Source organism: Micromonospora sp. DT231 (assembly GCF_049847025.1).
GTDB lineage: Bacteria > Actinomycetota > Actinomycetes > Mycobacteriales > Micromonosporaceae > Micromonospora.
Map to the genome: position 1 here is coordinate 545,676 of NZ_JBNCNO010000002.1, position 25,138 is coordinate 570,813.

At 72.5% G+C, this 25,138-nt stretch carries 20 protein-coding genes; 10 read left to right on the forward strand and 10 right to left on the reverse strand.

Features of this window, described 5'->3' with window-relative positions; translation table 11 throughout:
- Positions 1-12: 12 nt before the first annotated feature.
- Positions 13-1,104: a PLP-dependent cysteine synthase family protein gene (locus tag ACPXBU_RS07415; protein WP_393365560.1), complete on the forward strand. Its 1,092-nt coding sequence runs from the start codon at positions 13-15 to the stop codon at positions 1,102-1,104.
- Positions 1,105-1,119: 15 nt separating this feature from the next.
- Here the strand turns inward: ACPXBU_RS07415 and ACPXBU_RS07420 are convergent, their stop codons facing one another.
- The 4 genes from ACPXBU_RS07420 to ACPXBU_RS07435 all read right to left on the reverse strand — a co-directional run bounded on the left by ACPXBU_RS07420 (position 1,120) and on the right by ACPXBU_RS07435 (position 7,547).
- Positions 1,120-1,740 (reverse strand): putative glycolipid-binding domain-containing protein, encoded by a 621-nt coding sequence (locus tag ACPXBU_RS07420; protein WP_425757558.1) that lies wholly within the window; start codon positions 1,738-1,740, stop codon positions 1,120-1,122.
- Between the two features lie 103 nt (positions 1,741-1,843).
- Positions 1,844-3,826, reverse strand: a complete 1,983-nt coding sequence (locus ACPXBU_RS07425; RefSeq protein ID WP_425757559.1) for a DEAD/DEAH box helicase — start codon at positions 3,824-3,826, stop codon at positions 1,844-1,846.
- Between the two features lie 271 nt (positions 3,827-4,097).
- A complete protein-coding gene (locus ACPXBU_RS07430) occupies positions 4,098-5,864 on the reverse strand; it encodes a hypothetical protein (protein WP_425757329.1) in 1,767 nt (588 codons plus the stop codon).
- Positions 5,865-5,978: 114 nt separating this feature from the next.
- A complete protein-coding gene (locus tag ACPXBU_RS07435; protein ID WP_425757331.1) occupies positions 5,979-7,547 on the reverse strand; it encodes an NlpC/P60 family protein in 1,569 nt (522 codons plus the stop codon).
- A 238-nt stretch (positions 7,548-7,785) separates the two neighbouring features.
- On the opposite strand from ACPXBU_RS07435, the gene mqnE reads away from it, so the two are divergent.
- From mqnE to ACPXBU_RS07450, 3 genes are all read left to right on the forward strand, one after another.
- Positions 7,786-8,955, forward strand: coding sequence for an aminofutalosine synthase MqnE (mqnE, locus tag ACPXBU_RS07440; RefSeq protein WP_393365565.1), 1,170 nt, complete (start codon positions 7,786-7,788; stop codon positions 8,953-8,955).
- 23 nt (positions 8,956-8,978) lie between these two features.
- Complete coding sequence (locus tag ACPXBU_RS07445; RefSeq protein WP_425757334.1) at positions 8,979-9,416, forward strand: hypothetical protein; 438 nt, start codon at positions 8,979-8,981, stop codon at positions 9,414-9,416.
- A 72-nt stretch (positions 9,417-9,488) separates the two neighbouring features.
- Entirely contained in the window at positions 9,489-9,788 is a 300-nt protein-coding gene (locus ACPXBU_RS07450) for a DUF4229 domain-containing protein (protein WP_393365569.1), read from the forward strand.
- A 126-nt stretch (positions 9,789-9,914) separates the two neighbouring features.
- On the opposite strand, the gene ACPXBU_RS07455 is transcribed toward ACPXBU_RS07450, so the two are convergent.
- Positions 9,915-11,252, reverse strand: coding sequence for a C39 family peptidase (locus ACPXBU_RS07455; RefSeq protein WP_393365570.1), 1,338 nt, complete (start codon positions 11,250-11,252; stop codon positions 9,915-9,917).
- 212 nt (positions 11,253-11,464) lie between these two features.
- On the opposite strand from ACPXBU_RS07455, the gene ACPXBU_RS07460 reads away from it, so the two are divergent.
- The 4 genes from ACPXBU_RS07460 to ACPXBU_RS07475 all read left to right on the forward strand — a co-directional run bounded on the left by ACPXBU_RS07460 (position 11,465) and on the right by ACPXBU_RS07475 (position 16,739).
- Positions 11,465-13,342, forward strand: a complete 1,878-nt coding sequence (locus ACPXBU_RS07460) for a M14 family zinc carboxypeptidase (protein ID WP_425757336.1) — start codon at positions 11,465-11,467, stop codon at positions 13,340-13,342.
- A gap of 355 nt (positions 13,343-13,697) precedes the next feature.
- A complete protein-coding gene (locus ACPXBU_RS07465; protein ID WP_425757338.1) occupies positions 13,698-14,627 on the forward strand; it encodes an ABC transporter substrate-binding protein in 930 nt (309 codons plus the stop codon).
- 226 nt (positions 14,628-14,853) lie between these two features.
- Complete coding sequence (locus ACPXBU_RS07470; protein ID WP_425757560.1) at positions 14,854-15,888, forward strand: FecCD family ABC transporter permease; 1,035 nt, start codon at positions 14,854-14,856, stop codon at positions 15,886-15,888.
- Positions 15,885-16,739, forward strand: coding sequence for an ABC transporter ATP-binding protein (locus ACPXBU_RS07475; RefSeq protein ID WP_425757340.1), 855 nt, complete (start codon positions 15,885-15,887; stop codon positions 16,737-16,739). Before ACPXBU_RS07470 ends, ACPXBU_RS07475 begins: the two co-directional genes overlap by 4 nt.
- A 77-nt stretch (positions 16,740-16,816) precedes the next feature.
- Here ACPXBU_RS07475 and ACPXBU_RS07480 read toward each other — a convergent pair whose 3' ends face one another.
- From ACPXBU_RS07480 to ACPXBU_RS07490, 3 genes are all read right to left on the reverse strand, one after another.
- On the reverse strand, positions 16,817-17,581 hold the full coding sequence (locus tag ACPXBU_RS07480; RefSeq protein WP_357244012.1) for a VOC family protein: 765 nt from the start codon (positions 17,579-17,581) through the stop codon (positions 16,817-16,819).
- A gap of 96 nt (positions 17,582-17,677) precedes the next feature.
- Positions 17,678-18,415, reverse strand: coding sequence for an ABC transporter permease (locus tag ACPXBU_RS07485; RefSeq protein WP_393365577.1), 738 nt, complete (start codon positions 18,413-18,415; stop codon positions 17,678-17,680).
- A gap of 10 nt (positions 18,416-18,425) precedes the next feature.
- Positions 18,426-19,367, reverse strand: coding sequence for an ABC transporter ATP-binding protein (locus ACPXBU_RS07490; RefSeq protein WP_393365578.1), 942 nt, complete (start codon positions 19,365-19,367; stop codon positions 18,426-18,428).
- 250 nt (positions 19,368-19,617) lie between these two features.
- On the opposite strand from ACPXBU_RS07490, the gene ACPXBU_RS07495 reads away from it, so the two are divergent.
- On the forward strand, positions 19,618-20,229 hold the full coding sequence (locus ACPXBU_RS07495) for a hypothetical protein (protein ID WP_393365580.1): 612 nt from the start codon (positions 19,618-19,620) through the stop codon (positions 20,227-20,229).
- Here ACPXBU_RS07495 and ACPXBU_RS07500 read toward each other — a convergent pair.
- Both ACPXBU_RS07500 and ACPXBU_RS07505 read right to left on the reverse strand, forming a co-directional pair.
- Entirely contained in the window at positions 20,218-22,404 is a 2,187-nt protein-coding gene (locus tag ACPXBU_RS07500; RefSeq protein WP_425757343.1) for a HelD family protein, read from the reverse strand. The two genes, ACPXBU_RS07495 and ACPXBU_RS07500, sit on opposite strands and share 12 nt — an antisense overlap.
- 357 nt (positions 22,405-22,761) lie before the next feature.
- Complete coding sequence (locus tag ACPXBU_RS07505) at positions 22,762-24,012, reverse strand: DUF222 domain-containing protein (protein WP_425757345.1); 1,251 nt, start codon at positions 24,010-24,012, stop codon at positions 22,762-22,764.
- Between the two features lie 229 nt (positions 24,013-24,241).
- On the opposite strand from ACPXBU_RS07505, the gene ACPXBU_RS07510 reads away from it, so the two are divergent.
- A complete protein-coding gene (locus ACPXBU_RS07510) occupies positions 24,242-25,093 on the forward strand; it encodes a menaquinone biosynthetic enzyme MqnA/MqnD family protein (RefSeq protein WP_393365584.1) in 852 nt (283 codons plus the stop codon).
- Positions 25,094-25,138 lie beyond the last annotated feature (45 nt).

Sequence of the window (25,138 nt, forward strand, 5' to 3'; positions counted from 1 at the left end):
ACGTTTCCGAGCGTGACTCATCTCGACCGCTGCGACGAGGCCAGCCGTACCTGGGTGACGGAGGCGATCGCCACCGTCGAGGCGGACGCGAACCGCTCGGCCGACACCCACCTGCTGCCGTTCCCCCTGCCCCGGGCCTGGGGGATCGACCTCTACCTCAAGGACGAGTCGTCCCACCCCACCGGCTCACTGAAGCACCGCCTGGCCCGCTCGCTGTTCCTCTACGGGCTCTGCAACGGCTGGATCGGGCCGAGCACCACGATCGTCGAGGCGTCGTCGGGGTCCACGGCGGTCTCCGAGGCGTACTTCGCCCGGATGCTCGGTCTGCCGTTCATCGCGGTGATGCCCTCCTCCACCTCGCCCGAGAAGATCGCGCAGATCGAGTTCCAGGGCGGCCGGTGTCACCTGGTGGAGGACCCCGCGACAGTGGTGGTCGAGGCGCGCTGGCTCGCCGAGGACTCCGGCGGGCACTTCATGGACCAGTTCACCTATGCCGAGCGGGCGACCGACTGGCGGGGCAACAACAACATCGCCGAGTCGATCTACGCGCAGTTGGAGCTGGAGCGACACCCGATCCCGAGCTGGGTGGTGGTGGGCGCCGGCACCGGGGGCACCAGCGCGACGATCGGCAGGTACGCCCGGTACCGCCGGCTCGCCACCAAGCTCTGCGTGGTCGACCCGGAGAACTCGGCGTTCTACCCGGCCTGGCTGGCCGCCGACTGGTCGGTGCGGACCGGGAAGGGCTCCCGGATCGAGGGGATCGGCCGCCCCGCCGTGGAGGCGTCCTTCCTGCCCTCGGTGGTGGACCGGATGGTCCAGGTGCCGGACGCGGCCTCCCTGGCCGCGATGCGCGCCGGATCGGCGCTCCTCGGGCGCCGCGTGGGCGGCTCCACCGGCACCAACCTGTGGGGTGCGTTCGGCCTGATCGCCGGGATGCTCGCGGAGGGCCGGACCGGCTCGGTGGTCACCCTGATCTGCGACCCAGGCGACCGGTACGCCGACACCTACTATTCCGACGACTGGGTGGCCGCCCAGGGCCTCGACCTGACGCCGCACCTGGCCTCGATCGACCGCTTCCTGGCCAGCGGCACCTGGCCCGTCTGAGCCTGTCCGCGCCGGTCAGCGTGGGTCGATCCGTTCGGCCAGCCCCGGGTAGCGCACCACGTAGCCGCTGTCGTCCAGATCGATCTCCGCGGTGAAGGTGCCGCTGGCGAAACGCACCCGACCCGGCCCGAGCCCGGTGTAGATCTGCTCGGCCGACACCACCTCCAGACCCGGCAGCAGCACCCACGCGACGGTGATCCGGTGGGCCACGTCCGCCGGCTCGGCGGTCAACCCGAGCCGGTGGACCGGCAGGGTGTTGAACAGCGGCGAGCCGCTCAGGTCGACGTCGAGCGCGTCGGCCAGCCGGTCCGGATCATCAGTGCCCGGCAGGCCAGCCCGAGGATGACCGGCCGCGACCAGCGCCGCGTCCAGGTCGCCCTGCTCGGCGGTGGTCACCCGCCACCGGTCCGAGGCCCGCTCCAGCTTCACCCTGCGCAGCCAGCCCAGCCCTTCGGCCTCGACCTCGACCCGGGTGGTGGTCCAGTCCGGCGCGGTGGTCAGCTGGTAACGGGCGGTCCAGGGGATCGGGTCCACGGCGAGCAGGGTGCCCCGGGCCGTCAACCCGTGACCGTCGTCGAGCAGCACCTGCTCGCTGCCGGCGGTGTCCGTCCGGGACCAGAAGATCGACTTCGGCATGGTCGGCATGAGCCGGACGTTACGCGACCCATCCGACATCGGCAGGGCATGCGCGAACGCCGCCGCGGATGGGATCCGCGACGGCGTTCGAAAAACAGTCAGATCAGTGGGTACGCGCCGGCGGTCGCCCGCCGAAACCGCGCCGGTCGTCACGCGGACGGTCGTCGCGGGGCCGGTCGTCGCGGGGACGGTCGTCCCGGCCACGGCTCTCCGGGCGGAAGCCACCCCGAGTGTCGCGGTCGCCGAAGCGACGCTCACCGGTCGGGCGGTCCCCGTACTGACGGTCACCCTGCGGACGGTCGCCGAAGCGGCGCTCGCCGGTCGGACGGCCGTCCCGGTCGCCGAACTGCGGCCGGTCGCTGGAACCCCGGCTGTCCCGATCGGCGTACCGCCGCTCACCCTGCGGGCGGTCGCCGAAGCCCCGCTCGCCGGTGGGCCGGTCGCCGTACCGCCGCTCGCCGGCCGGGCGGTCGCCGTGCTGCCGGTCGCTGTGCTGCCGGTCGCCGTACCGTCGCTCGCCGGTGGGCCGGTCGCTGTACTGGCGGTCACCCTGCGGGCGGTCGCCGAAGCGCCGCTCGCCGGTGGGCCGGTCGCTGTACTGGCGGTCACCCTGCGGGCGGTCGCCGTACCGTCGCTCGCCGGTGGGCCGGTCGCTGTACTGGCGGTCACCCTGCGGGCGGTCGCCGAAGCGGCGCTCGCCGGTCGGGCGGTCGCCGTAGCGGCGCTCGCCGCCGGTGCGGTCGCCGAACCGGCGCGGGCCGCCGGAGCGGTCGTCGAAGCGACGCGAGCCGCCGGAACGGTCGCCGTAGCCACGGGGCTCCGCCTCGACCCGAACCGGGACGCCGCTGGGCTCGCGGGCACCGACCAGCTCGGCCAGTGCCTGGTCACCGACCCGCACGCGGGTCTCGGCCGGCGCGACACCGGCCTTCTCCATCATCGCCAGGGTGGTGCGGCGCTGCTTGGGCAGCACCAGGGTGGCGACCGCGCCCGACTCGCCCGCCCGGGCCGTGCGCCCCGCGCGGTGCAGGTAGTCCTTGGGGTCCTTCGGCGGGTCGACGTGCAGCACCAGGGTGACGCCGTCGACGTGGATGCCCCGAGCCGCCACATCCGTGGCGACAAGCACGTTCATCCGGCCCTCACGGAACTCGGCCAACGTCTTGGTACGCATCCGCTGGGTCTTGCCACCGTGCAGCCCACCGGCGCGTACGCCGACGGCCGCGAGTTGCTCGACCAGCCGGTCCACCCCGAGCTGGGTGCGGGCGAAGACCATCGTCCGGCCGTCGCGGGCGGCGATCGAGGCCGCCACCGGGAACTTCTCGTGCGGCGGGATCAACAGCATGTGGTGATCCATGGTGGACACCGACGCGGTGGAAGGCGCCGTCGAGTGCGTCACCGGATCGGTCATGAACCGCTTGACCAACGCGTCGACGTCACCGTCGAGAGTGGCCGAGAAGAGCAGCCGCTGACTGTTCGCGGGGGTCTTCGACAGCAGGTCGGTCACCTCGGGCAGGAAGCCCATGTCGGCCATCTGGTCGGCTTCGTCGAGCACCGTGACCTCGACGTCGTCGAGCTGGCAGATGCCCCGCTCGATCAGGTCGCCGAGCCGGCCCGGGGTGGCCACGATGATCTCCACGCCGCGCCGCAGCGCGTCGATCTGACGGTCGTACGGGACACCGCCGACGGCGGTCTTGAGGAAGATGCCGACGGACTTGCCCAGCGGCACCAGCGCGTCGTTGACCTGCATGGCCAACTCACGGGTGGGAACCAGGACCAGGGCGCGCGGGCGCATCGGCCGGGCCCGGTTACGGCTGGCCAGCCGGGCGATCATCGGCAGACCGAAGGCCAGCGTCTTGCCCGAACCGGTCTGCCCGCGGCCCAGCACGTCACGGCCGGCCAGCGCGTCCGGAACGGTGGCCCGCTGGATCTCGAACGGGCTGGTGATGCCCTGCTGGGCCAGCGCGCGGACCAGCGGCTCGGGCAGGCCGAGGGAGGCGAAGGTGATCGGATCGGCGGTCGCGGCCGGGGCGGGCTCGGCCGCCGGGGCGGCGGTCGCGGTGCCGGTCTCGCTCGGGGAGGCGTCGAGCAGCTCCCGGGCGTTGTCGGTCGTCGCAGCGGGGTTGGAAACGGACGTAACAGTGCTGGGGTCAGCAGAGGTGGTCAACAAAAGCCTTTCGAGCGGGGCGCATCTTCGCGATGGCCTGCCGCGGCTGTGCCGCCGGATCGCCCGCAAGATCGCCCAGGGGCGCACACCACGCGCGCCGGGTCAGTGATCTCAGCCAGTGTACGGCGATCCGGCGATGCCGCCAGCCGGTTGCCGGACGGTAGTGGGCGGACTCACCATCGTTCCGCTCGGTGACTCACCCATTGAGCACGCCGCCCACGAGACCGTCAAGCGCGTCACCAGCGAGGAGTACGACCATGACGCTGATCGCCACCAGCAGCCCGAGGGCCGCGGCCAGGACGATCATCACGCGGGTGTTCCGGGATCGTTCGGTCGGCGTGTCAGCCCAGCCCTGGGCCAGGATGTGCCCGGTCAACGACCCGGAATTCTCCACCGCGTTGGCGGGTATCGCGATCGTGGCGAAGCCCGGCCCCTCGCCGCTGCCGTAGACGGTGCCGGCCAGGTCAGAGCCGCCGTCGTGCCGACCCCCGCCGCCGACCGCGCTCTGGACGGCGGGGCCACCCGAACGCTTCCCGGTCGAGGCGGCCACCCGTGAGTTCCCGCTGTCGGCGCCGGCCGATCGGGAGGCGCTGGCGGCCCCGCGTGGGTTTCCGCTGTCAGTTCCGGCCGATCGGGAGGCGTCGGCGGCCCCGCGTGGGTTTCCGCCGTCAGTTCCGGCCGCTCGGGAAGCGCTGGCGGCGGACGGCGGCCAACTCGGCAGGGCGGGCGCGGGCACCACCGGCGGCGCGGAGGCGGGTGCGTCGGCCCATCCGTCGCCGGAAGCCGGGCGTGTCGTCCCGGCGGTGGACGGCCATCCGGCCGGCGGTGCGGAAACCGCCGCGCTGGCCCGTACGCCGGGCGTGTCGATCATGGCCGGCGGCGGCGGGAACGGTGGGGCGGGCATCGGACCGGGCGGGCCGGGTGGCGCGGGCACCGGCGGACCGGGTGGCGGCATGGGCGGGCTCGGGATGGGCGGTGCCGGCGGGCCCGGGATGGGCGGCATCGGCGAGGGTGGCGGGACGGGTGGACCCGGAACGGGCGGAACCGGGCCGGGTGACGGCGTGGGGCGAGGCCCGGGCGTCGGCATCGGGCCGGGCGGGTACGGCCCCGGGGTGGGCGCGGGCTCCGGTTCGGCTGGCGACGGCTGGGTCGGTCCGGGGCCGGGCGGCGTGGGTGTCGGCTCCGGTGCCGGCGGCGGGCCGGGCTCGGGTGCCTGCCCCGGGTCGGCCGTTTGGGCGCGCACCGGTCCGGCGCGATAGACGGCCGGTGTGCTGCCCCGGGCGTCCGGAGTGCCCAGGTCACCGGGCGTGGCCCGACTGCTGCCGGGGACCGTGGCGCTGGCCCGCGCCGGTGCCGCGGAGTCCTTCCGCTGCCCCGGCAACGAGACATCGCCGGGGCCGGGCGAACCGGCGGGGTTGGCGGGGCTGGGCGAGCCGACGGTGCCGGGCGAGCCGGCTGAGCCGGTGGTGCGGTAGGTGGTCGGGGTGACCGGGGCGCTGACCGGCAGGTCACTGCGGAGAGCCCCGGCGGTCGCGACGCTGGCTCGGGCTCGTACCGGTGCGGCGGGCTCGTCCGGGTGATCGTCGGCGGCCGCTGGCTGGCCCGCGCCGGTGACTACCGGCTGCCCGGCGTCCGGGCCGGGACCGTCCGCGCCGACGCTGCCGGCGGGAGCAGCGTCGACGGAGGCGTCGTCACCGGCGGCGGCGGAAACGGGGCCGGCGTTCGGGGCCGCTGGGTCGGCGGCACTGCTGGCCGGGCTGGCGTTCGAGGCCCTCGGGTCGGCGTCGGCGCTGGCCGGGCCCGTGTCGGAGGCCTCCGGGTCGGCGTCGGCGCTGGCCGGGCCGGCGGCAGGGACCGCCGCGGAGGCGTCGGTGGACACCGGGTCGACGGTGCCCGACCCGGACGGGTCGGCTTGGTCGACCACGGGGTCGACAGTCTCCGCCGGATCACTCTGCTCGGCCATCTCCGCCCTCCGCGCCATGCTCGCACCCGTACCCGAGACGTCGGGTCGGATGTGCCTGGTTGTCACCGTGCCACAGATCTTCCCGAGCGGACAGCCGGAGCCGGTCGTGGCGGATCAACCAGTGGCGCTGGGGCTGCCCGCCGAACTGCCGCTGCCCGTCACGCTCGTGCTGGCCTTCGGTGTGGTCGTCGGGGCGGTGCTGCCCGGTGCGCTGGTGGGCGCCGAGGGCAGCGTCGTCGGCGTGTTGTCCGGGGTGGGTGGCGGGGTTGTCGGCGAGGCGCTCTCGGTCGGTGTGGGCGTCGGCGTCGGTGTGGGCGTCGCGGTGTCGGTGGGCGTCGGGGTGGCCGGCCCGGTCGGCGTCGGGGACGGCGTCGGCTTCGTGGTCTGCGTGGGCTTCGGCGTGAGCGTCGGCTTCGGGGTGGGCTTGACGGGGGGCGGCGCGACCGGCGGGGTCGGAACGGTCACGATCGGCGCCGGCACCGCGCCGATCACCCGGGTCGCGGCGTACAACCGGGACCAACCGACCACCGAGATCTTGACGACGTCGCCGGTGGTGGGCGCCTGCACCATCTTGCCGTTGCCGATGTACATGGCGACGTGGTGGATCGTCGTCCAGCTGCTGCCGGAGGCGAAGAAGAGCAGGTCGCCGGGGAGCAGCGCGCTCTGCGGCACGGTCCGGCTGCGGGTGGCGGCGTACTGGTCGCGGGAAACCCGTGGCAGGTCGAAGTAGTCGGCGCCCGGGGACCGGTACGCCGCCCACATCAGACCGGAGCAGTCGAACCGGTCCGGCCCCTCCTCGGACCACTTGTACGGGTCGCCGAGCTGGGCCAGCGCGTAACGGACCGCGGCCATTGCCCGGGGGTGCGCGGCCATCCCGCTGACGTTCTGGTTGGTGACGTAGCCGGCGCCGAACTGCTGCTCGGCGGCCTCCTGCTGACGCTCGATCTCGATCAGCTGGGTGGCGTTGTTCCGGCGCAGCGTGAGCAGGCTCGCCTCGGCCGCGCGGAGCGCCGTCTCGCCCCTCGTGTACTCCGTCTGGGCGGAGGTGAGCAGAGTCTTGGCTTCGGTGTGCTTCTGGTAGGCGGCCTGCTCATCGGCGTGGGCCCGGGCCAACGCCCCGGCCACTCCGGTGGTGCCGCCGTCGACCTTCTCACCGCGGGTGATCTGTTGCAGGCGGCTCAGCCCACGCAGGTCCTGGGCGAACTCGCCGGGCGGCAGCGCGGCGTCCGCCTTGACGGCTTCCGCGGCGGCCGCGTCGGCGTCCTGCTGGGCCCGGAGCAGGGCGTCCTGCGCGGTCGCGAGCACCTTGCCGGCGGCGTCGAGCTGGGCCTGGGCGTCGGTGCGTTTCTGCCGACTCTTCAGGAGATCCTCGCCGAGCGTGCCGACCTCGGTCTCGGCGGTGTAGATCTGCGCGGCGAGCGGGCCGGTGCCGATGGTGCCCACCGAAGGCGACGGGACACCGCCGAAGGGCGGAACGCCGGGCGGTTGGAGCGCGCCGACCGCGGGCGGGCGGGCGCCGGTGTCCGGCACCGTCGTGGGCACTGCCGGATCGGCGTACGCGGGAGTGGACAGCACGGCGGCGGCGATCGCGCCGAGCAGGGCGGCCCAGAGCTTCGGACGCAGAACCGGCGAGATCACCGGGCTCCGTCGTCGCTGCTGTCGCCCGCGCCCGCTGTAGACCATTCCGCTCCCCGTTCGACAACTCGTCGCCGCGCTCGGTGGGCGCGACCGCCGGGACGGTACCAGTGTGTGTGTTCCGCCCCACCTTGTTACTACCGCACCTCGCCACTCATGTCGATGCGTTGCAGGGTTACGGGAGGCTGAGAGTCTGGTGAAGTGGGTCGCTGTCGCCGACCGTGCCGCCGGGGTGTTCGGCTGCTCGACGTACGCTCGATCGGACCGCAGGTGGAAGGGACGTGCCATGGACGCCGGACTCAAGCGTGAGCTCGAAGCGAAGGTGTACGCCGGTGAGCGGCTGACCCGCGAGGACGGGATCGCGCTCTACGAGAGCGACGACCTGACCTGGCTGGGGCGGCTGGCGCACCACAAGCGCACCGAGCTGAACGGCGAGCGGGTGATGTTCAACGTCAACCGGCACCTCAACCTGACGAACGTCTGCTCGGCGTCCTGCGCGTACTGCTCGTTCCAGCGCAAGCCGGGCGAGAAGGACGCGTACACGATGCGCATCGACGAGGCGGTCCGCAAGGCCAAGGAGATGGAGGACGAGCAGCTCACCGAGCTGCACATCGTCAACGGCCTGCACCCCACGCTGCCCTGGCGTTACTACCCGAAGGTGCTGCGCGAGCTGAAGGCGGCGCTGCCGAACGTCAAGCTCAAGTGCTTCACGGCGACCGAGGTGCAGTGGTTCGAGAAGATCAGCGGCCTGAGCGCCGACGAGATCCTCGACGAGCTGATGGATGCCGGCCTGGAGTCGCTGACCGGCGGTGGCGCGGAGATCTTCGACTGGGAGGTCCGCCAGCACATCGTGGACCACGCCTGCCACTGGGAAGACTGGTCGCGCATCCACGCCCTGGCGCACCGCAAGGGCATGAAGACCCCGGCCACCATGCTGTACGGCCACATCGAGGAGCCCCGGCACCGGGTCGACCACGTGCTGCGGCTGCGGGAGTTGCAGGACGAGACGGGTGGCTTCGCGGTCTTCATCCCGCTGCGTTACCAGCACGACTTCGTGGACTCGGCGGACGGCAAGATCCGTAACCGGATCCAGGCGCGCACCACGATGGCCTCGCCGGCCGAGTCGCTGAAGACGTTCGCCGTCTCCCGACTGCTCTTCGACAACGTGCCGCACCTGAAGAACTTCTGGGTGATGCACGGGCTGTCGGTGGCCCAGCTCTCGCTGAACTTCGGCGTGGACGACCTGGACGGCTCGGTGGTCGAATACAAGATCACGCACGACGCCGACTCGTACGGCACCCCGAACACCATGCACCGCGACGACCTGCTGCACCTGATCTGGGACGCCGGTTTCCAGCCGGTCGAGCGGGACACCCGCTACAACGTGGTACGCGAGTACGACAAGGCTCCGTCGCTGGCCGAGCGCCGCGCCGAGCCGCAGCAGGTCTGGGCCTGAGCCGCCACGTACCCTCGCAGTCGATGACCGAGCAGAGTGGTTCCGAGCAGCAGGGCGGGTTCCCCCGGCGGGACGCACAGGGGCGCGTTCGTACCCTTGGCGATCTGCTCGGGGTCTGCCTGGCCGGTCTGGTGATCGGTGCGCTGGCGTTGGTGCTGTTCGACTGGGCGTTCGCCTCGATCGGCGCCGGCGATTTCGGGCACACGAACGGCTGGTTGGCCGTGATCCTGCCGGCCTGGCTGTTCTGGGACGACTTTCGGGCCTGGGAGTTCGGGGCGGCCCGGGTGATGGCGGCGGTGGCCGCCGCCGTCGGGGTGTTCGTCGGGCTGCTGGTCGCCGGTCTGGCCGCCGCCGGCCTGCCGACGCTGTTCTCCGGGACGTTGGCGGCGGGGGCGTTCACGGTGGTGTACGCGATGATCTGGTTCCCGGGCGTCCGCTGGCTGTCCCGCCGGACCGGCTGACCGGACCGCCCGCGGGGCGGATCGACAGTCCCGTCGGCACCGGCGGGCGACGAAGAGAACGGAGTGGTGCGGGTGAGCGCCGCGCTCAAGTACACCCTGGGCCGGATCGGGCTGTTCGTCGCCGTGCTGGCGCCCCTCTGGCTGGTCGACATGAACGTGTTCCTGAAGCTGATGTTGGCGCTGGCCTTCTCCGCCGCGCTCTCCTTCTTCCTGCTCCGCGGTTGGCGTGACGAGATGGCCGGAGAGGTCGCCGAAGCCACCGAGCGCCGCCGCGCCGAAAAGGAACGCCTCCGCTCCGCCCTGGCCGGCGAAGACCAAACCCCGACCCCAACCCCCGACCCCCCCACCCAGGCCCCCGACTCCCAGCGTTGATCATGAGGTTATCGCCACGACACGCCGGGTGATCGGGCTATAACCTCATGATCAACGGTGCTCAGCGTGGGTGGGGGCTGGGTGGGTGGGTGGGGGTTGGGTGGGTTGGGTGGGTGGGCTGCGGGGTTACCAGTTGGTGGAGCTGGGGACCTTGGGCCAGGGCTTTGCGGTGGGCTTGATCAGGTACGCGATGCCGCCGGAGCCACCGGAGACGCCACCGCTGGCGTTTGTGCGCTTGGTCCGCAGCCAGATCTGCTCGAACTGCGCCCGCTTGTAGACGTTGCGCACCACGTCGTTGCTCGACGAGGCGGGGTCGTTGACGATCACGTCACCCTCGGCGGTGAAGCCGACCACCACGAAGAGGTGCCCGGAGGTGCCGTAGTTCGCCCCGTCCAGCTCGCTGGCGAGGAAGGACTGGCTGGTCACCACGGGTATGCCGGCGGCGATGAAGCGCTCCAGCTCGTCCAGTGAGTGCAGTCGGGTCACCCGCCCCTCCAGGCCGGGGAAGCTGGCCGCGTACGCGGTGTTGAACGGCCAGTTGCCGGCCCCGTCGTACGCGTAGTCGAAGGTCATCCGGGCCGCGTGGTTGACGGTGGGGTCCGGGTAGGTCGGGTCCACCCAGGAGGTGTCGGCCGCCGACGGCTTGCGACCCCAGTACTCGACCACCATCTCGGTGGAGGTGGGTGAGCACCACGCCTCGCCGCCGCCGTCGTACTCGGGGTAGTGCCCGGCGTGCACGTTCTGCGAGTAGCGCGGCACCGGCAGCTCGACGCCCCAGGCGATGTGCCCGGCGCTCGGCGGCACGGTGAAGCGGTCCGGCACTGTCGAACTCATCGCGCCCAGCATCCGGACCACCGGCGCGGCGGTCTGCCCGGGTGCCCGGTAGAGGGTCAACCGCAGTTGGTACGACCGCAGCAGCACCCCGGCGTCGGCGTCGTCGATGCTGAAGGTGTCGGTCCAGATCGTCGACCAGGGATCGCCCTGCGGCTCGACGCTTGTCCGCCTGATGTCGGTGTCGCCGGACGCCCAGCGACCCATGACGTACCACGGGGTCTGGTCGCCGCTCGTGTAGCTGCCCTGCATCTCCACCTGGATCCAGGTGCCGGCGGGGGTCTCGGCGTTCCACGAGGCGATCAGTTCGGTGGCGTCGAACCCGATGCGGGTCACCGGTGAGGTCCAGGTGCCGTACTCCCAGGTGCGGGTGGTGCCGGTGTGCGGGTCGGCGTACTCGGTGGTGCCGGCTGGGCGGGCCAGGGTGAGGCCCGCGCGGGCGCCGGGCACGACGCGCGTGCCGGCCCGGTTGCCCCGGTGCCAGTCGGCGGGCCCGGACCAGTCCTGGAAGGTGATCTGCTCGTCGTGGCCGGCGGTGGGTGGGCGGCCTGCCATCGCGGGCGCGGTGGTGGCGAGCAGGGTGAGCGCGGTGACGCCGGCGAGGGCGCCCGCGCGCATGCGGGATCTGGCCATGAGTGCTCCGCGGGTGTCGAGAGGGGCATCGTCGCTGGTCAGTTTTCCGCTTGGAGGGAAGTTTCGCCAGATGTTGGCGTATGGAAAATCATTGCCGCCGCGATGATCCGCCTGGGATGGGCCAGGCAACGATCAATATTGATATGACCATGTGACAGGTGGTGAAGTGTCCTTCACCGAGCGGGATCTCCCGCCCATCGAGGAGGTAGTCCATGGCCCTCCGCACGCCCATCCCTCTCCGCCGCGTCCTGGTGCTCGCCGTCGTCACCGGGCTGGGCATCGTCACCGCCGCCGGTCCGGTCGCCGCCCGACCGGCGCCGGACCGGACCACCGAACCGGCCGCCGCCGCCGGCTACCGGGTGCTCGGACCCCGGACCCTCGCCGACCGCAACGCGGTGGCCCGCACCGGAGCCGCCATCGACTACTCCGAACACGGGGTCCTGCACATCTCGGCCACCGCCGCCGAGGCCGCCGCGATCGGCAAGCTCGGCTTCCGGCTGGAACCGCTGGCCCCGCCGCCGAACGCCGAGCGGGGCGCCGGCGAGATCGGCACCATGGCCTTCCCGCCCGCCGACTCCAACTACCACGACTACGCGGAACTGACCGCCGTCGTGAACCAGGTGGTCGCCGACCATCCGGCGATCGCCCGCAAGATCAGCATCGGTTCGTCGTACGAGGGCCGCGACCTGATGGCGGTGAAGATCTCCGACAACGTCGGCACCGACGAGAACGAGCCGGAGATCCTGTTCAACTCCCAGCAGCACGCCCGCGAGCACCTGACCGTCGAGATGGCGATCTACCTGCTCAACCTCTTCACCGACAGCTACGGCAACGACTCCCGGATCACCAACATCGTCAACGGCCGTGAGATCTGGATCGTGCCGACGGTCAACCCGGACGGCAGCGAGTACGACATCGCCACCGGGTCGTACCGGTCCTGGCGCAAGAACCGGCAACCCAACAGCGGCTCGTCGAACGTCGGCACCGACCTGAACCGCAACTGGGGCTACAACTGGGGCTGCTGCGGCGGCTCGTCCGGCACCACCTCGTCGGAGACCTACCGCGGGCCGTCGGCGTTCTCCGCCCCCGAGACGCAGGCGCTGCGCAACTTCGTCAACGGCCGGGTGGTCGGTGGCGTGCAGCAGATCAAGGCGAACATCGACTTCCACACGTACTCGCAGTTGGTGCTCTGGCCGTACGGCTACACCACCGCGAACACCGCGACCGGGATGAGCGCGGACCAGTACAACACCTTCGCCACCATCGGTCAGCAGATGGCCGCCACCAACAGCTACACCCCGGAGCAGTCCAGCGACCTCTACATCACCGACGGGGACAGCCTCGACTGGATGTGGGCCACCCACAACATCTGGGCGTACACCTTCGAGATGTACCCCGGCTCGTCCGGCGGTGGCGGCTTCTACCCGCCCGACGAGGTGATCACCGCCCAGACCACCCGCAACCGCGAGGCCGTGCTGCTGCTCAGCGAGTACGCCGACTGCCCGTACCGGGCCATCGGCAAGCAGGCGCAGTACTGCGGCGGTGGTGGCGGCACCACGGTCTGGTCGGACACCTTCGAGACCGCCACCGGGTGGACCATCAACCCGGCCGGCACCGACACCGCCACCCTCGGCGCCTGGGAACGGGGCGCCGCCCAGGCGACCACGTCCTCCGGCGCCAAGCAGCTCACCCCGTACGCCGGGTCCAACGACCTGGTGACCGGCCGGCTCGCCGGCTCGGCCGCCGGTGACTACGACGTCGACGGCGGCGTGACGAGCGCCAGGTCCCCGGCGGTGACCCTGCCGTCGTCCGGCACGCTGACCCTCTCGCTGGCCTGGTACCTGGCGCACGGGTCGAACGCCTCGTCCGCGGACTACCTGCGGGTGAGCGTGGTGCACAACGGCGGCACGACCGCGCTGCTCACCCAGGCCGGCGCGGCCAGCAACCGCAACGGGAGCTGGGCGGTGGCCAACCTCAACCTCACCCCGTACGCCGGTCAGTCGGTCCGCATCCTCGTCGAGGCGGCGGACACCTCCGGAGCCAGCCTCGTGGAGGCGGCTGTGGACAACGTCACCATCACGTCCTCCTGATCGGGTGGGGCCCCGTCCCGCCCCCGACGGGGCCCCACCACCCGTTCCCGAGCCCCCAGATCCGGGACATATGCCTCCCCGCGCCTGCCGGGCCGATCGGCGGGCGACGATCGGTCCTTGATCGATCCGGCACGTCCCGGCGGTGCGCTACCGTCTTAGCGACCAGTCCGCAGCGAAGCCGGTCCGAAACCCGGCGCTGTCCCGCAACTGTGAAGCCCCACCGGCCGGTGGGGACGAGCCAGGTCGCCTACGGATCGGTCGCGATACGCGCTCTCGAGGAAGGGCGCCTCGTGGGCGGGCGTACGAAAGTCCCTGTCGGCGAAGCACCACACTCCTCGACCGACAGGAGGCCCCCATGAACAGACGTACCCCTCGGCTCTTCGCCGCGACCCTCGCGGTCGCCGCGCTCGCCCTCGGCGCCTGCGCCGAGAAGACCGACGACAAGCCCAGTGCCGGCACCGCGGCCGCCGCGTACCCGGTGACGGTCGGCGCGCTCACTCTCGACAAGCGCCCCGAGAAGATCGTCGCGCTGTCGCCCACCGCCACCGAGATGCTCTTCGCGATCGGTGCCGGCCCGCAGGTGACCGCCGTCGACGACCAGTCGAACTACCCGGCCGACGTGCCGAAGACCGACCTCTCCGCGTTCCAGCCCAACGCCGAGGCGATCGCCGGCAAGAACCCCGACCTCGTGGTGCTCTCCGACGACCGCAACAAGATCGTCGAGCAGCTCGGCAAACTGAAGATCCCGGTCTACCTGACGCCGGCGGCGACCACGCTCGACGACTCGTACCGGCAGATCACCGAGCTGGGCACGCTGACCGGGCACGCCGACCAGGCCGCCGACGTCGCCACCCGGATGAAGGACGACATCGCCAAGCTGGTCAAGGACCTGCCGCAGCGCGCCGAGAAGCTCACCTACTTCCACGAGCTGGGCCCGGAGCTGTACAGCGCGACGAGCAAGACCTTCATCGGCTCGCTCTACAGCCAGGCCGGTCTGACGAACATCGCCGACCCGGCCGACGCGGACGGCAAGAGCGCCGGCTACCCGCAGCTGTCCCAGGAGTTCATCGTCAAGGCCGACCCGGACTTCGTCTTCCTGGCCGACGCCAAGTGCTGCCAGCAGAGCGCCGACACGGTCAAGGCTCGCAGCGGCTGGGCCGGCCTCACCGCGGTGAAGAGCAACCAGGTGGTCGCACTTGACGACGACGTCGCCTCCCGCTGGGGGCCGCGCGTCGTGGACCTGCTCCGGGTGATCATCGACGCGGTCGCCAAGGTGCCCGCGTGACCGTCGTGAGTCAGTGACCGGGTCGCGACAGGTGTCCGAACCGGTACCCACCCGGCCGGCCGAGACCCCGCCGCCGAGCGAGCCCGCCGGCCCGCCGTCGGGGGGCTCGCCCGCCGTGCCGTCGTCCGCGGCCCGGCCCGCCGGGCAGCCGTCGGGGGGCTCGCCCGCTGGGGCGTCGTCCGCGGCCCGGCCCGGCGGGCGGGAGTCCGCGGCCCGGCCGGCCGGGCTGCGGGTGCGCTGGCTGGTCGCCGGGGTGTTCGCGGTGCTCGTCGCGCTCGTCGTCGGGGTGTCGCTCGGCCCGGTGAGCCTGCCTCCGGGCAGCGTCGCCGCCGAACTGCTCAACCTGATCCCGGGGGTGCACCTCGACAGCGGGCTGACCGAGCGGGAGATCGCGATCGTCACCGAGCTGCGGCTGCCCCGGGTGGTGCTGGGCCTGCTCGTCGGCGGCCTGCTCGCCATGGCCGGCGGGTGCTACCAGGGTGTGTTCCGCAACCCGCTGTCCGACCCGTACCTGCTGGGGGTGGCCGCGGGCGCCGGCCTCGCGGTCACCGCGGCGATCGCCCTCGGCGGCGCCGGCCGGGAGGGTGCGATCTCCGGGTTGCCGATGACCATTCCGCTGGCCGCGTTCGCCGGATCGCTGCTGGCCGTCACGATGACCTACGTGCTCGGGGCGGCCGGCGGGCGACGCGGCTCGCCCGCGATGCTGATCCTGGCCGGGGTGGCGGTGTCCGCGTTCCTCTCCGCCGGGCAGACGTACCTGCTGCAACGACACTCCGACAGCATCCAGCCGGTCTACTCCTGGCTGCTCGGTCGGCTGGCCACCGCCGGGTGGCACGACGTGCTGCTGGTGTTGCCGTACGCCGCCCTGACCACTGTGGTGGTGCTGCTGCACCGCCGAGAGCTGGACGTCCTCGCGGTCGGTGACGACGAGGCGAGGAGTCTGGGGCTGCACCCGCAACGCACCCGGTACCTGCTGATCGCCGCCGCCTCCCTGGGCACCGCGGCGGCGGTCTCCGCGACCGGGCTGATCGGCTTCGTCGGCATCATCGTGCCGCACACCGTGCGGCTGCTCGCCGGGTCGAGCTACCGGGTGATCCTGCCGATGTCGCTGCTGTTCGGCGGCGCGTTCCTGGCGCTTACCGACGTGGTGGCCCGCACCGCCGCCGCTCCCTCCGAGGTGCCGATCGGAGTGGTGACCGCACTGCTGGGCGGCCCGTTCTTCGTGCTGGTGCTGCGAACCGCCCGCCGGGTGCTCACATGAGCCCCGAAGCCACCGCCGGCCCGCCCGCCGGCGCTCGGTCGGTCGACGGCGCTCGGTCGGTCGACGGCGGCGTCCCGGCCGTCGAGGTGCGTGGGCTGCACGTGAGCCTGGACGGCACCCCTATCCTGACCGGCGTCGACCTCACCGTCGCCGTCGGCGAGTGGGTCACCGTGATCGGCCCGAACGGCGCCGGCAAGTCGACCCTGTTGCGCGCCGTCGGCGGCCTGCTGCCCGCGCCGGGGTCGATCACCCTGTTCGGTACGGCGAGCGCCGCGCTGCGCCGCCGGGACCGCGCCCGGGTGGTGGCCACGGTGGCGCAGTCCCCGGTGGTACCGCCCGGCATGTCGGTGCTGGACTACGTGCTGCTCGGACGTACCCCGTACATCCCGGCGTTGGGCCGGGAGTCGACGGCCGACGTCGACGCCGCGTACGACGTGCTGGGGCGGTTGAACCTCACCGGCTTCCAGCGCCGCGAACTGGCCACCCTCTCCGGGGGCGAACGGCAACGGGTGTTCCTCGCCCGGGCGCTCGCCCAGGGCGCGACCCTGCTGCTGCTCGACGAGCCGACGAGCGCGCTCGACATCGGTCACCAGCAGGAGGTGCTGGAGCTTGTCGACCAGCTACGCCGCGAGCACGGCCTGACCGTCCTCGCCACGATGCACGACCTCTCCCTGGCCGGCGAGTACGCCGACCGGATGGTCATGCTCGACGGCGGTGAGGTGGTGGCCGCCGGAACTCCGGCCGAGGTGCTCACCGAGCACCTGCTCGCCACCCACTACCGGGCCAGTGTGCGGGTCGTCCCCGGCGCCCACGGCCCCCTGGTGGTCCCGGTCCGCCCCACCCGCCCCTGAGCCCCACCCGCCCGCGCCGGGCCCCGACTCCCGCCCGCGCCGGGCAAGATCGGGACGCGCGAGGGGCGCGGGGTCGGTCAGGGGCCCAGGTCGATGACGGAGAAGAGGGCGCCCTGGGGATCGCGGAGAGCGGCGAACCGGCCCGCCGGGATGTCGCGGGGTGGGACGAGGATCGTTCCGCCCAGCTCGGCGGCGCGGGCCGCGGCGGCGTCCGCGTCGGTCACCGCGAAGTACACGGTCCAGTACGCCGGCAGGTCGGCCGGGAAGTCGTCGGCCAGCGGGGGCATCATCCCGGCGACGATCTGCGTCCCGAGCCGCCACCCGGTGTACGTCATCGGGCCCACCGCCTGGTCGTCGGGTTGCCAGCCGAACACCAGCTCGTAGAAGACCTTCGCGCCCTCGGGGTCGGGGGTGACAAGCTCGTTCCAGCTCATCGCGCCCGGCACGTTGAACACCTCGGCGCCGGCCATCGCCAGTGGCTGCCAGACGCTGAACGTGGCGCCCGCCGGGTCGGCGAAGACCGCCATCCAGCCTCGGTCGAAGACCTCGAACGGCGGCACCACCACCTGCCCGCCGGCCCGTTCGACTCGACCGGCGACCAGTTCGGCGTCGTCGGTGGCGAGGTACGTCGACCAGATGGGCACCTGGTCCGGGATCGCCGGCGGCCCGGCTCCGGCCACCGGTCTGCCGTCGAGCAGGAAGACCGTGTAGCCGCCCGCCTCGGGTTCCGGGGTGACCCGACCGGTCCAACCGAACAGCTCGGGGTAGAAACGCCGCGCGTCGGTCAGGTCCGGGGTGGCCAGGTCGGCCCAGCAGGGCGTGCCCGGCGGGACGGTGCTCACGGTCAAAGACCCCTCTCGGCCCGGGCGGCCACGGCGACCCCCTGCCGGAATCCTGGCACCGTCCCGCCGCGGCGCGGGGCGGAAACGGACGAATCGTCAGCTGAACCGGCGACCCTCGTCCCGTCGGTAGGCCCACGTGGCGAGCGCCGCGAGCAGCACCACCCAGACGCCCAGCATGATCAGTGCCAGCGGCTCGACGGGGTAGTCACCGACCGCCGACCACATCAGTTCGGCCACCCCCCGGGTGGGCAGGAACGGCGCGATCGTCTCGATGAAGCCGGGCGCCTCTCCCGGCGCGGAGAGCAGCCCGCCGCCGAACGCGAGCGGCAGGAAGACCACCTGGGCCACCACGATCGCGGCCTTGCTCGGCAGCGAGTAGCCGATGGCGAGGCCCATCAGCGTGAACGGCACCGAGATGACGGCCACCGTGACGGCGGTCAGCAGGAACGCCGCCGGGGTGACCCGGGCCGGGGTGAGCGTCGCGCCGATGACCACGACCGGGATCAGGGACAGGTACGTCAGCGCCAGGCCGGCCAGCACCCGGCCCGCGAAGCGGGGCGCCGACCCGGCCGGCAGGGTCCGGGTGTACGGGTTCCACGGCTGGTCGCGGTCCTCCGCGACGCCGACGCCGTACTGGAAGATGTTGGCGCTCATCACCGAGAAGGTGACCATCGACGCGGTGGCGAAGGTGGCGCCCACCGCGTCGTCGCGGGCGAACGGCACCACGAAGAAGATCATGGCGGCGGCCGGGAAGAAGGCGCTGCCGACGACGGCCACCGGGATTCGGATGATCTCCAGGAGCTGGTAGCGGGCGTGGACCAGGGCGAGCTGCACGGTGGCCTCCTCAGGCGGTGGTGGACCGACCGCCGGCAGCGGTGGTGGCGGGCCGGTCTCCGCTGGCGCGCTGACCCCCGACGGGCACGTCCCCGCTGGTGATGGCGAGGAACGCCTCCTCCAGCGAGGTCGGCCGTACCTCCAGGTCGCTGAAGGGGGTCCGGGCCGTGACCAACGCGCGGACCAGTTCGTCGGCGTCGGTGGTGAGCAGGTGCAGCCGCCCGTCGATCCGTTCACTGCGAACAACCCCGGGCAGGTCGGGGAGGTCGTCGGCGACCAGGCTGACCCGGCGTACGCCGACGATGCCGCGCACCGCGTCCACCGTGTCGTCGGCGAGCACCCGGCCCTGCCCGATGACGACCACCCGCTGTGCCAGCGCCTCCACCTCCTCCAGGTAGTGGCTGCTCAACAGCACGGTGCCGCCGTCGGCGTGGAACGCGCGGATCGCCTCCCACAGGCTGTGCCGGGCGGTCACGTCCAGGCCGGTGGTCGGTTCGTCGAGCAGCACCAGGCGGGGCCGGCCGACGAACGCCAGCGCCACCGCCAACCGGCGGCGCTGCCCACCGGAGAGCCCGCCACACTGCCGTCGGACGAGATCGCCCAGACCGAAGCGGTCGAGCAACTCCCCGCGGGGCACCGGGTCCGGGTAGTGCGCCGAGACGAAGTCGACGACCTCACCGACGCGCAGCGTGCCCGGCAGGCCGGTCTCCTGCGGAGTGACCCCGATCTGCCGGCGGCTCGCCGGGTCGCGGGGGTCGCCGCCGTTCAGCTCGACCCGCCCGGACGTGGGGCGGCGCAGGCCCACCAGCAGGTTCATCAGGGTGCTCTTGCCGGCGCCGTTCGGCCCGAGCAGGCCGACCAGTTCACCGGCCCGGACTTCCAGGTCGACGCGGTCGAGGGCGAGGACGTCGCCGTACCGGCGGCTGGCCTGGTCGGCGCGGACGAGGGTCATGTCAGCTCCTCGGGCATTCACACTGCCCCCGCGGCGGCGTCGTGGGGAAGCAGGTCGTGGCGGGTTACCCCCAGCACGAACCCTAGGACGCGGAGTCAAAGTGCGGTGCCCCCGACGTCGCGGGCGGGGTCACCCGGTCGCGGGGGCAGTGCCTATGGTGGCAGCGGCGGCGGCTGACCCGTCGCACAGGACACAGAGGAGGGTCCGTGTCGAGCCCGCACAGCGAGCTGAACGCCCAGCCGGGGCGTCGATGATCGTCGACGAGAGTCACGCACGGTACGTCGAAGGGCTCACCCGACTGCTCCCCACCGGCGAACGGGTGCGTGCCGTGGCCCGCGTCCACGTGGGCGGTGGTCTGACCCCGGCGGCACCCCCGCAGCCGGCGACGCCACCTGCCTCCGGCGGGGCGGGCCTACTGGGCGCCCTGTTCATTGTGCTCTCGCCGAACATCACCTTCGGCCGGGCCGACGACGCCGTCGACTGGCTCTTCTTCGGTGTCGGAGGTCGAGGCGAACCGGGTTCGCAGGCCTCTCTGCTGCACCATGCCCTGACCGTGGCGACGAAGGGCCCCGGCCTCCGCGACGTCGTGCTGGGGGTCACCGACGAGCGGTTGCTGCTCGGCGCGACAGCGCCGGTCGGGCTGTTCTCCAGTTCGGGAGCGGGCGAACGGGCGCAGGCCGACGTCGAACTGCTCGGGTCGGCGCCGCGCACGACGGTGGCCGCCCGGGTCGGCTGGTACCGGTTGAACTGGAAGCGGCTGCGGCTCGACTTCGCCGACGGTTCGTGGCTGTCGTTCCACGTGCCGCTGGCTGACTCCGGCCGCCCCCTGCGCGAGATAGCGACGGCCGTGTCAGCCGGCTGAGCCGCCCCCGAGCGGGGTGGGTAGCGGCTCGCGGTGCAGCACCGCCAACCGGGACACCGCTCGGGTGAGCACCACGTACAGCCGGTGCAGCCCGCGCGGCTCGGCCGCGACAATCGCGGCCGGCTCGACCACCACCACATGGTCGTACTCCAGGCCCTTGACAAGCGTCGCGGGGACCACGGTGACCCGCTCCGCGGTCGCCACGTCGTCGGCGGTCGCGGTCGCGACACCGGCGGCTGCCAGCGCCGCGCGCAGTTCGTCGATCGCGTCGTCGGCCGCGATCACACCCACCGAGCCGTCGTGCGCGAGCGCCGCGCGCACCTCGGCCACCGTCTCCGCGACCAGATCGGTCACGGTACGCACGTCCAGGCCGCCGTCGTGGCGCAGCGACTCGGCCGGCGGTACGTCCACCGCGAGTGCCGGGAGCAGCAGGTTCGCGAATGCGACAACCGCGGCGGGCACCCGGAAACCGACTGTCAACGGGACCACCACGGCGTCCGGCTTGCCCAGGTGGGCGAGGGACTCCCGCCAGTCCGTCGCCGCCCACGGCGCGGTGCCCTGGGCGAGGTCACCGAGGAGGGTGACCGAGCCGTGCTCGCTGCGCCGGGCAATGGCCCGACATTGCATCGGGGAAAGGTCCTGCGCCTCGTCCACCACCACGTGCCCGAACCCGGAGGGCCGTTCCAGCAGCCCGGCCGCCTCGTCGAGCAACACCACGTCGGCGGCCGTCCAGCGGGTCGCCTTCGCGGTGCGGGCCGGCTTCACCCAGCTGAGCAGCGCCTGCTCGGTGTCGGTGAGCAGGCCGTCCGACGCGGCGGCGAGCCGTACCGGGTCGGAGAGCAGGCCGAACAGAAGCCCTTCCGGGGTGAGCGCCGGCCAGACCGCGTCCAGGAAATCGAGCACCGGACGGCAGCGGCCCATCCGGCGTAACCAGGCATCGCTCGGCGACTCCGCCCGCCGCGCCTCGGCCTGTCGTTGCAGCAGGCTCACCACTCGCGCGCGGACGCGCTCCCGACCCGTGCCGTACGGCAGCCCTTCCCGGCGGGTCTCCTCGACGATCCGGTGCAACGGCTCCAGCCCGATCCGCCACCGGAACGAACCGTCCGACACGGTGATCGGTTCGGTGGCCGAGCCGATCTGTGCCTGCACCGCGCGGTGCAACACACGCGCCATGCGTACGTCGTGCTTGAGTACGGCGACCTCCGGCGCCTCGACCGCCCGAACCGGCACCCGGGCAATCAACTCCTCCACCGTGGCCTGCTCGACCTCGACCTCACCCAGCGCCGGCAACACCGCCGCGATGTAGGACAGGAACGCCCTGTTCGGCCCGACGATCAGCACACCCGCCCGCCGCAGCCGCTCCCGGTGTAGATAGAGCAGGTACGCGGCCCGGTGCAGGCCGACAGCCGTCTTTCCCGTGCCCGGCGCCCCCTGCACACAGATCGAGTCGGCGAGGTCGGCCCGGACCAGCTCGTCCTGCTCGGGCTGAATCGTGGCGACGATGTCCCGCATCGGCCCGACACGTGGCCGCTCGATCTCGGCGGTGAGGATCCGACTGGTCGTGCCGAGCTCTTCGCCCCGATCGAGACGCTCATCCTCGAAACTGGTCAGCACCCCGTTGCTGAACCCGAACCGTCGCCGGACCGCCACGCCCTGCGGATCCCGCGCGCTGGCCTGGTAGAACGACCGAGAGACCGGCGCCCGCCAGTCCAGCACCAACGGCTCGCCGCGGTCGTCGGCGACATGCCGCCGCCCCACGTGATACCGCCGACCCTCATGATCCGAGCTGCGCACACCCACGCCAGGATCCCCGTCACTGGTCCTGCCCCCGGTGCGGCCGGCGTCGGTGGTGCCGTGCGTGGTGTTGCCGTGCGTGGTGCGGCTGCCGCCGGTGCTGTCGGTGTCGGTGTCGGTGTCCGTGCCGTCGGGGTCGGTGGACTCGGTGAAGTCCAGGCGGCCGAAGAACAGGGGCGTTGTCGGGTCGTCGGCCAGCTCGGCCACCCGGCGGGCCAGGGTGCGGCCGAGTGTCTCCGCCGCGTACGCGTCGCCGGCCACCTGGTCACCGGTGGCGAAGAGGGCTTCGGCCCGGTCCCGCATTCGCCGCAGCGCGTTCCGCGATGCTGCCAGGTGTGCCTGTTCGGCGGACAGATCGGTGTCGAGGTCAAGTGCGGGCATGCTGACGTCCCATCGCTCACATCTGCTGCGCGCTCGCGTGTCCGGGGACGGATGGCCGGCCGCCCGGCGCGAAGACGTCCGTTCCGGTGCAGCTCACCTCGGCCGTCAAGCGGGCTGCAACCCTACGCTCCCAAGCCCGTCCGTTCCACCGAATTACCCACCCAACCACCCGTAGGAGAGGGCGTGTCGCCGGGCGCGGCGCACGAAAGTGGGCGTGTCGTCGGGCAGTAACGCGGCGGGCGTCGCACCGGGTGCGGCGCTGCGGTGCAGTGGCTGCCCGAGGCGGTGCGCGGCGTGTTACCAGGCTGTCGGCGTGCCCGGACAGGCAGGCTGCTGGCCGTGGAGGCACCTCCGGTATCAGCAGCGCCGGTGGTAGAGGTTGCGGCGTGGTGCGCGCAGGGGGTCGAGCCAGCGAGGCGGAAGGAACTCGGGTCGGCCGTCGGCCCCGATGCGGACCGTCCAGTCGCCGCGATGGACGAACCGGTGGTGGTAGCCGCAGAGCAGCACGGCATTGCCCAGCGCGGTGGCTCCGCCGTCGGCCCAGTGTCGGACGTGGTGACCGTCGCACCACCGCGGCGGCCGATCACAGCCAGGGAAGGCGCAACCGCCGTCGCGCAGCACGAGCGCACGCCTCAGCGGACCGGTGAAGAGCCGGCGCTGGCGGCCGACGTCCAGGACCTGGCTGTCGCCGTTCAGCACCGCGGGCAGCACGCCCGCATCGCAGGCGAGTCGGCGGACCGCGCCCGGCGTGAGACGAACTCCGGTCTCCACGGTGCCGGCACGTACGCCGTTGACCAGATCGTCGAGCGACACGGTAACCACGAGCTGCGGCCGGTCTCCGCCGTTGTCGGGCAGTTGCCCGGTGCGCAGCGCCAGCCGACAGACGTCGCCCAGCGCGTCGGCTCGGCGCTGGCCTGGACTGCGGTCGTCGTGCTCACCGGCCGGGGCGCAGAGCGGGTCGATCGCCTCACGTAGCAGGCTCGCGGTTTCGGTGTCGAGGTTTCCGCTGAGGCGTACCTGACCGTTCTGCTGCTCGGAGAGCGTGACGTGCCGGCGGGCCTCGGCCCGCTCGGTGGCCCGTTGGAGAGCCTTCAGCTCAGCCTGGTCGGCGAGATCCGGTGCGACGTGCGTGAGGACGCGCTCTCCGAGCCGGTTCAGGATGGTCGGATCGAACCGGTCGGCCCAGGCGACCAGGAGTTGGGTGGCCTTGTCCGCCACCTCCGGGCCGGCCTCCACCGGGAGCGCGGCGATCGTCTCGGCCACCACTCGACCCTGCTCGACGGTGATGGCGCCGCTGAGCAGCGCGTCGCGCACCGCTGCCGGCGCGGCATCGACGGTGGCGGCGAGCTGGACCAGCTGGCGCGCGGAACGACCGGAGAGCCGCAGCCGCTCTCGCAGCCAGACGGCGGTGGACGAGGCGCCCTGGGCGACCGCCAGGCCGCGGCCGTCCACCTCGCGGACCAGGCCGAGCTGAACGGTCGCCAGCCGCTGCGCCAACACGTGGGTCGCGTCGAGAGAGGCGAGCAGCTCGTCGTCGGAAAGCCCCCAGAGCGCGGTGCCGGCGCAGTCGTCGACCGCGCCTCCGGCCTGCGTCAACGCCCCCAACATGAAGACAGAATAGAACAGGTGTACGACACTTTCGGTGCACGTGGACCGCGGCGCTGACGCTGAATGTCGCATCGGCCGGCCACGCTCTCGGCCGGCTGTTCGCAGAAGTCGGACGGCCAGTGTCGGACGAGGCCCACCAACATCCCCGGGTGGAGGGCGCGGATGCGGGGTTGGCCACTCCGGGCCGACCCGCCGAGCCGGACCCGAAGGCCGGGGATACGGTCGGGTCATGGCTGAGCGCATCGCACGACCGCGGGTCGGGCACATCCAGTTCCTGAACTGCCTGCCGATCTACTGGGGTCTGATGCGCTCCGGTGCCCTGCTCGACGTCGACCTGCAGAAGGACTCGCCGGACCGGCTGAGCGCCGCGCTTGTCGCCGGCGACCTCGACATCGGCCCGATCACGCTCTTGGAATACCTGAAGCACGCCGACGAGCTGCTCCTCCTGCCGGACCTGGCGGTAGGCAGCGACGGACCGGTGCTCTCGGTCAACATGGTCTCCACCCGGCCTCTCGCCGAGCTGGACGGCGCGCGGGTGGCGCTCGGCTCGACCTCGCGGACCGGGGTGATGCTGGCCCAGTTGCTGCTCGCCGAGCGGTACAACGTGCGGCCCGAATACTTCCGCTGCCCGCCGGACCTGACCCAGATGCTGCTCGAAGCCGACGCCGGGGTGCTGATCGGGGACGTGGCGCTGCGGGCGTACTACGAGGCGCCGCAGCGGGGGCTGATCGTCACCGACCTCGGGCAGGCGTGGCGGGAGTGGACAGGCCTGCCGATGGTCTTCGCCGTCTGGGCGGTCCGCCGCGACTTCGCCGCCGCCCATCCGGGCCTGGTCAAGGAGGTGCACGAGGCGTTCCTGCGCTCGCGGGACCTCTGCCTGGCCGAGCTGGACCAGGTCGCGGAGGCCGCGGCCCGTTGGGAGACGTTCGACGCGGCGACGCTCGCCACGTACTTCCGTACCCTGGATTTCTCGCTCGGTGACCGGCAGGTCGCCGGGCTGCGCGAGTGGGCCCGGCGGGCCGCCGCGATCGGTGCGGCCCCGGAGCTGCCGGAAGGCGGCCCCGAGTTCTTCGCCGGCTGACCGGCTGGTCGGCCCGTAGCGCCGCGAGGCCGCAGCCCGCAGCGC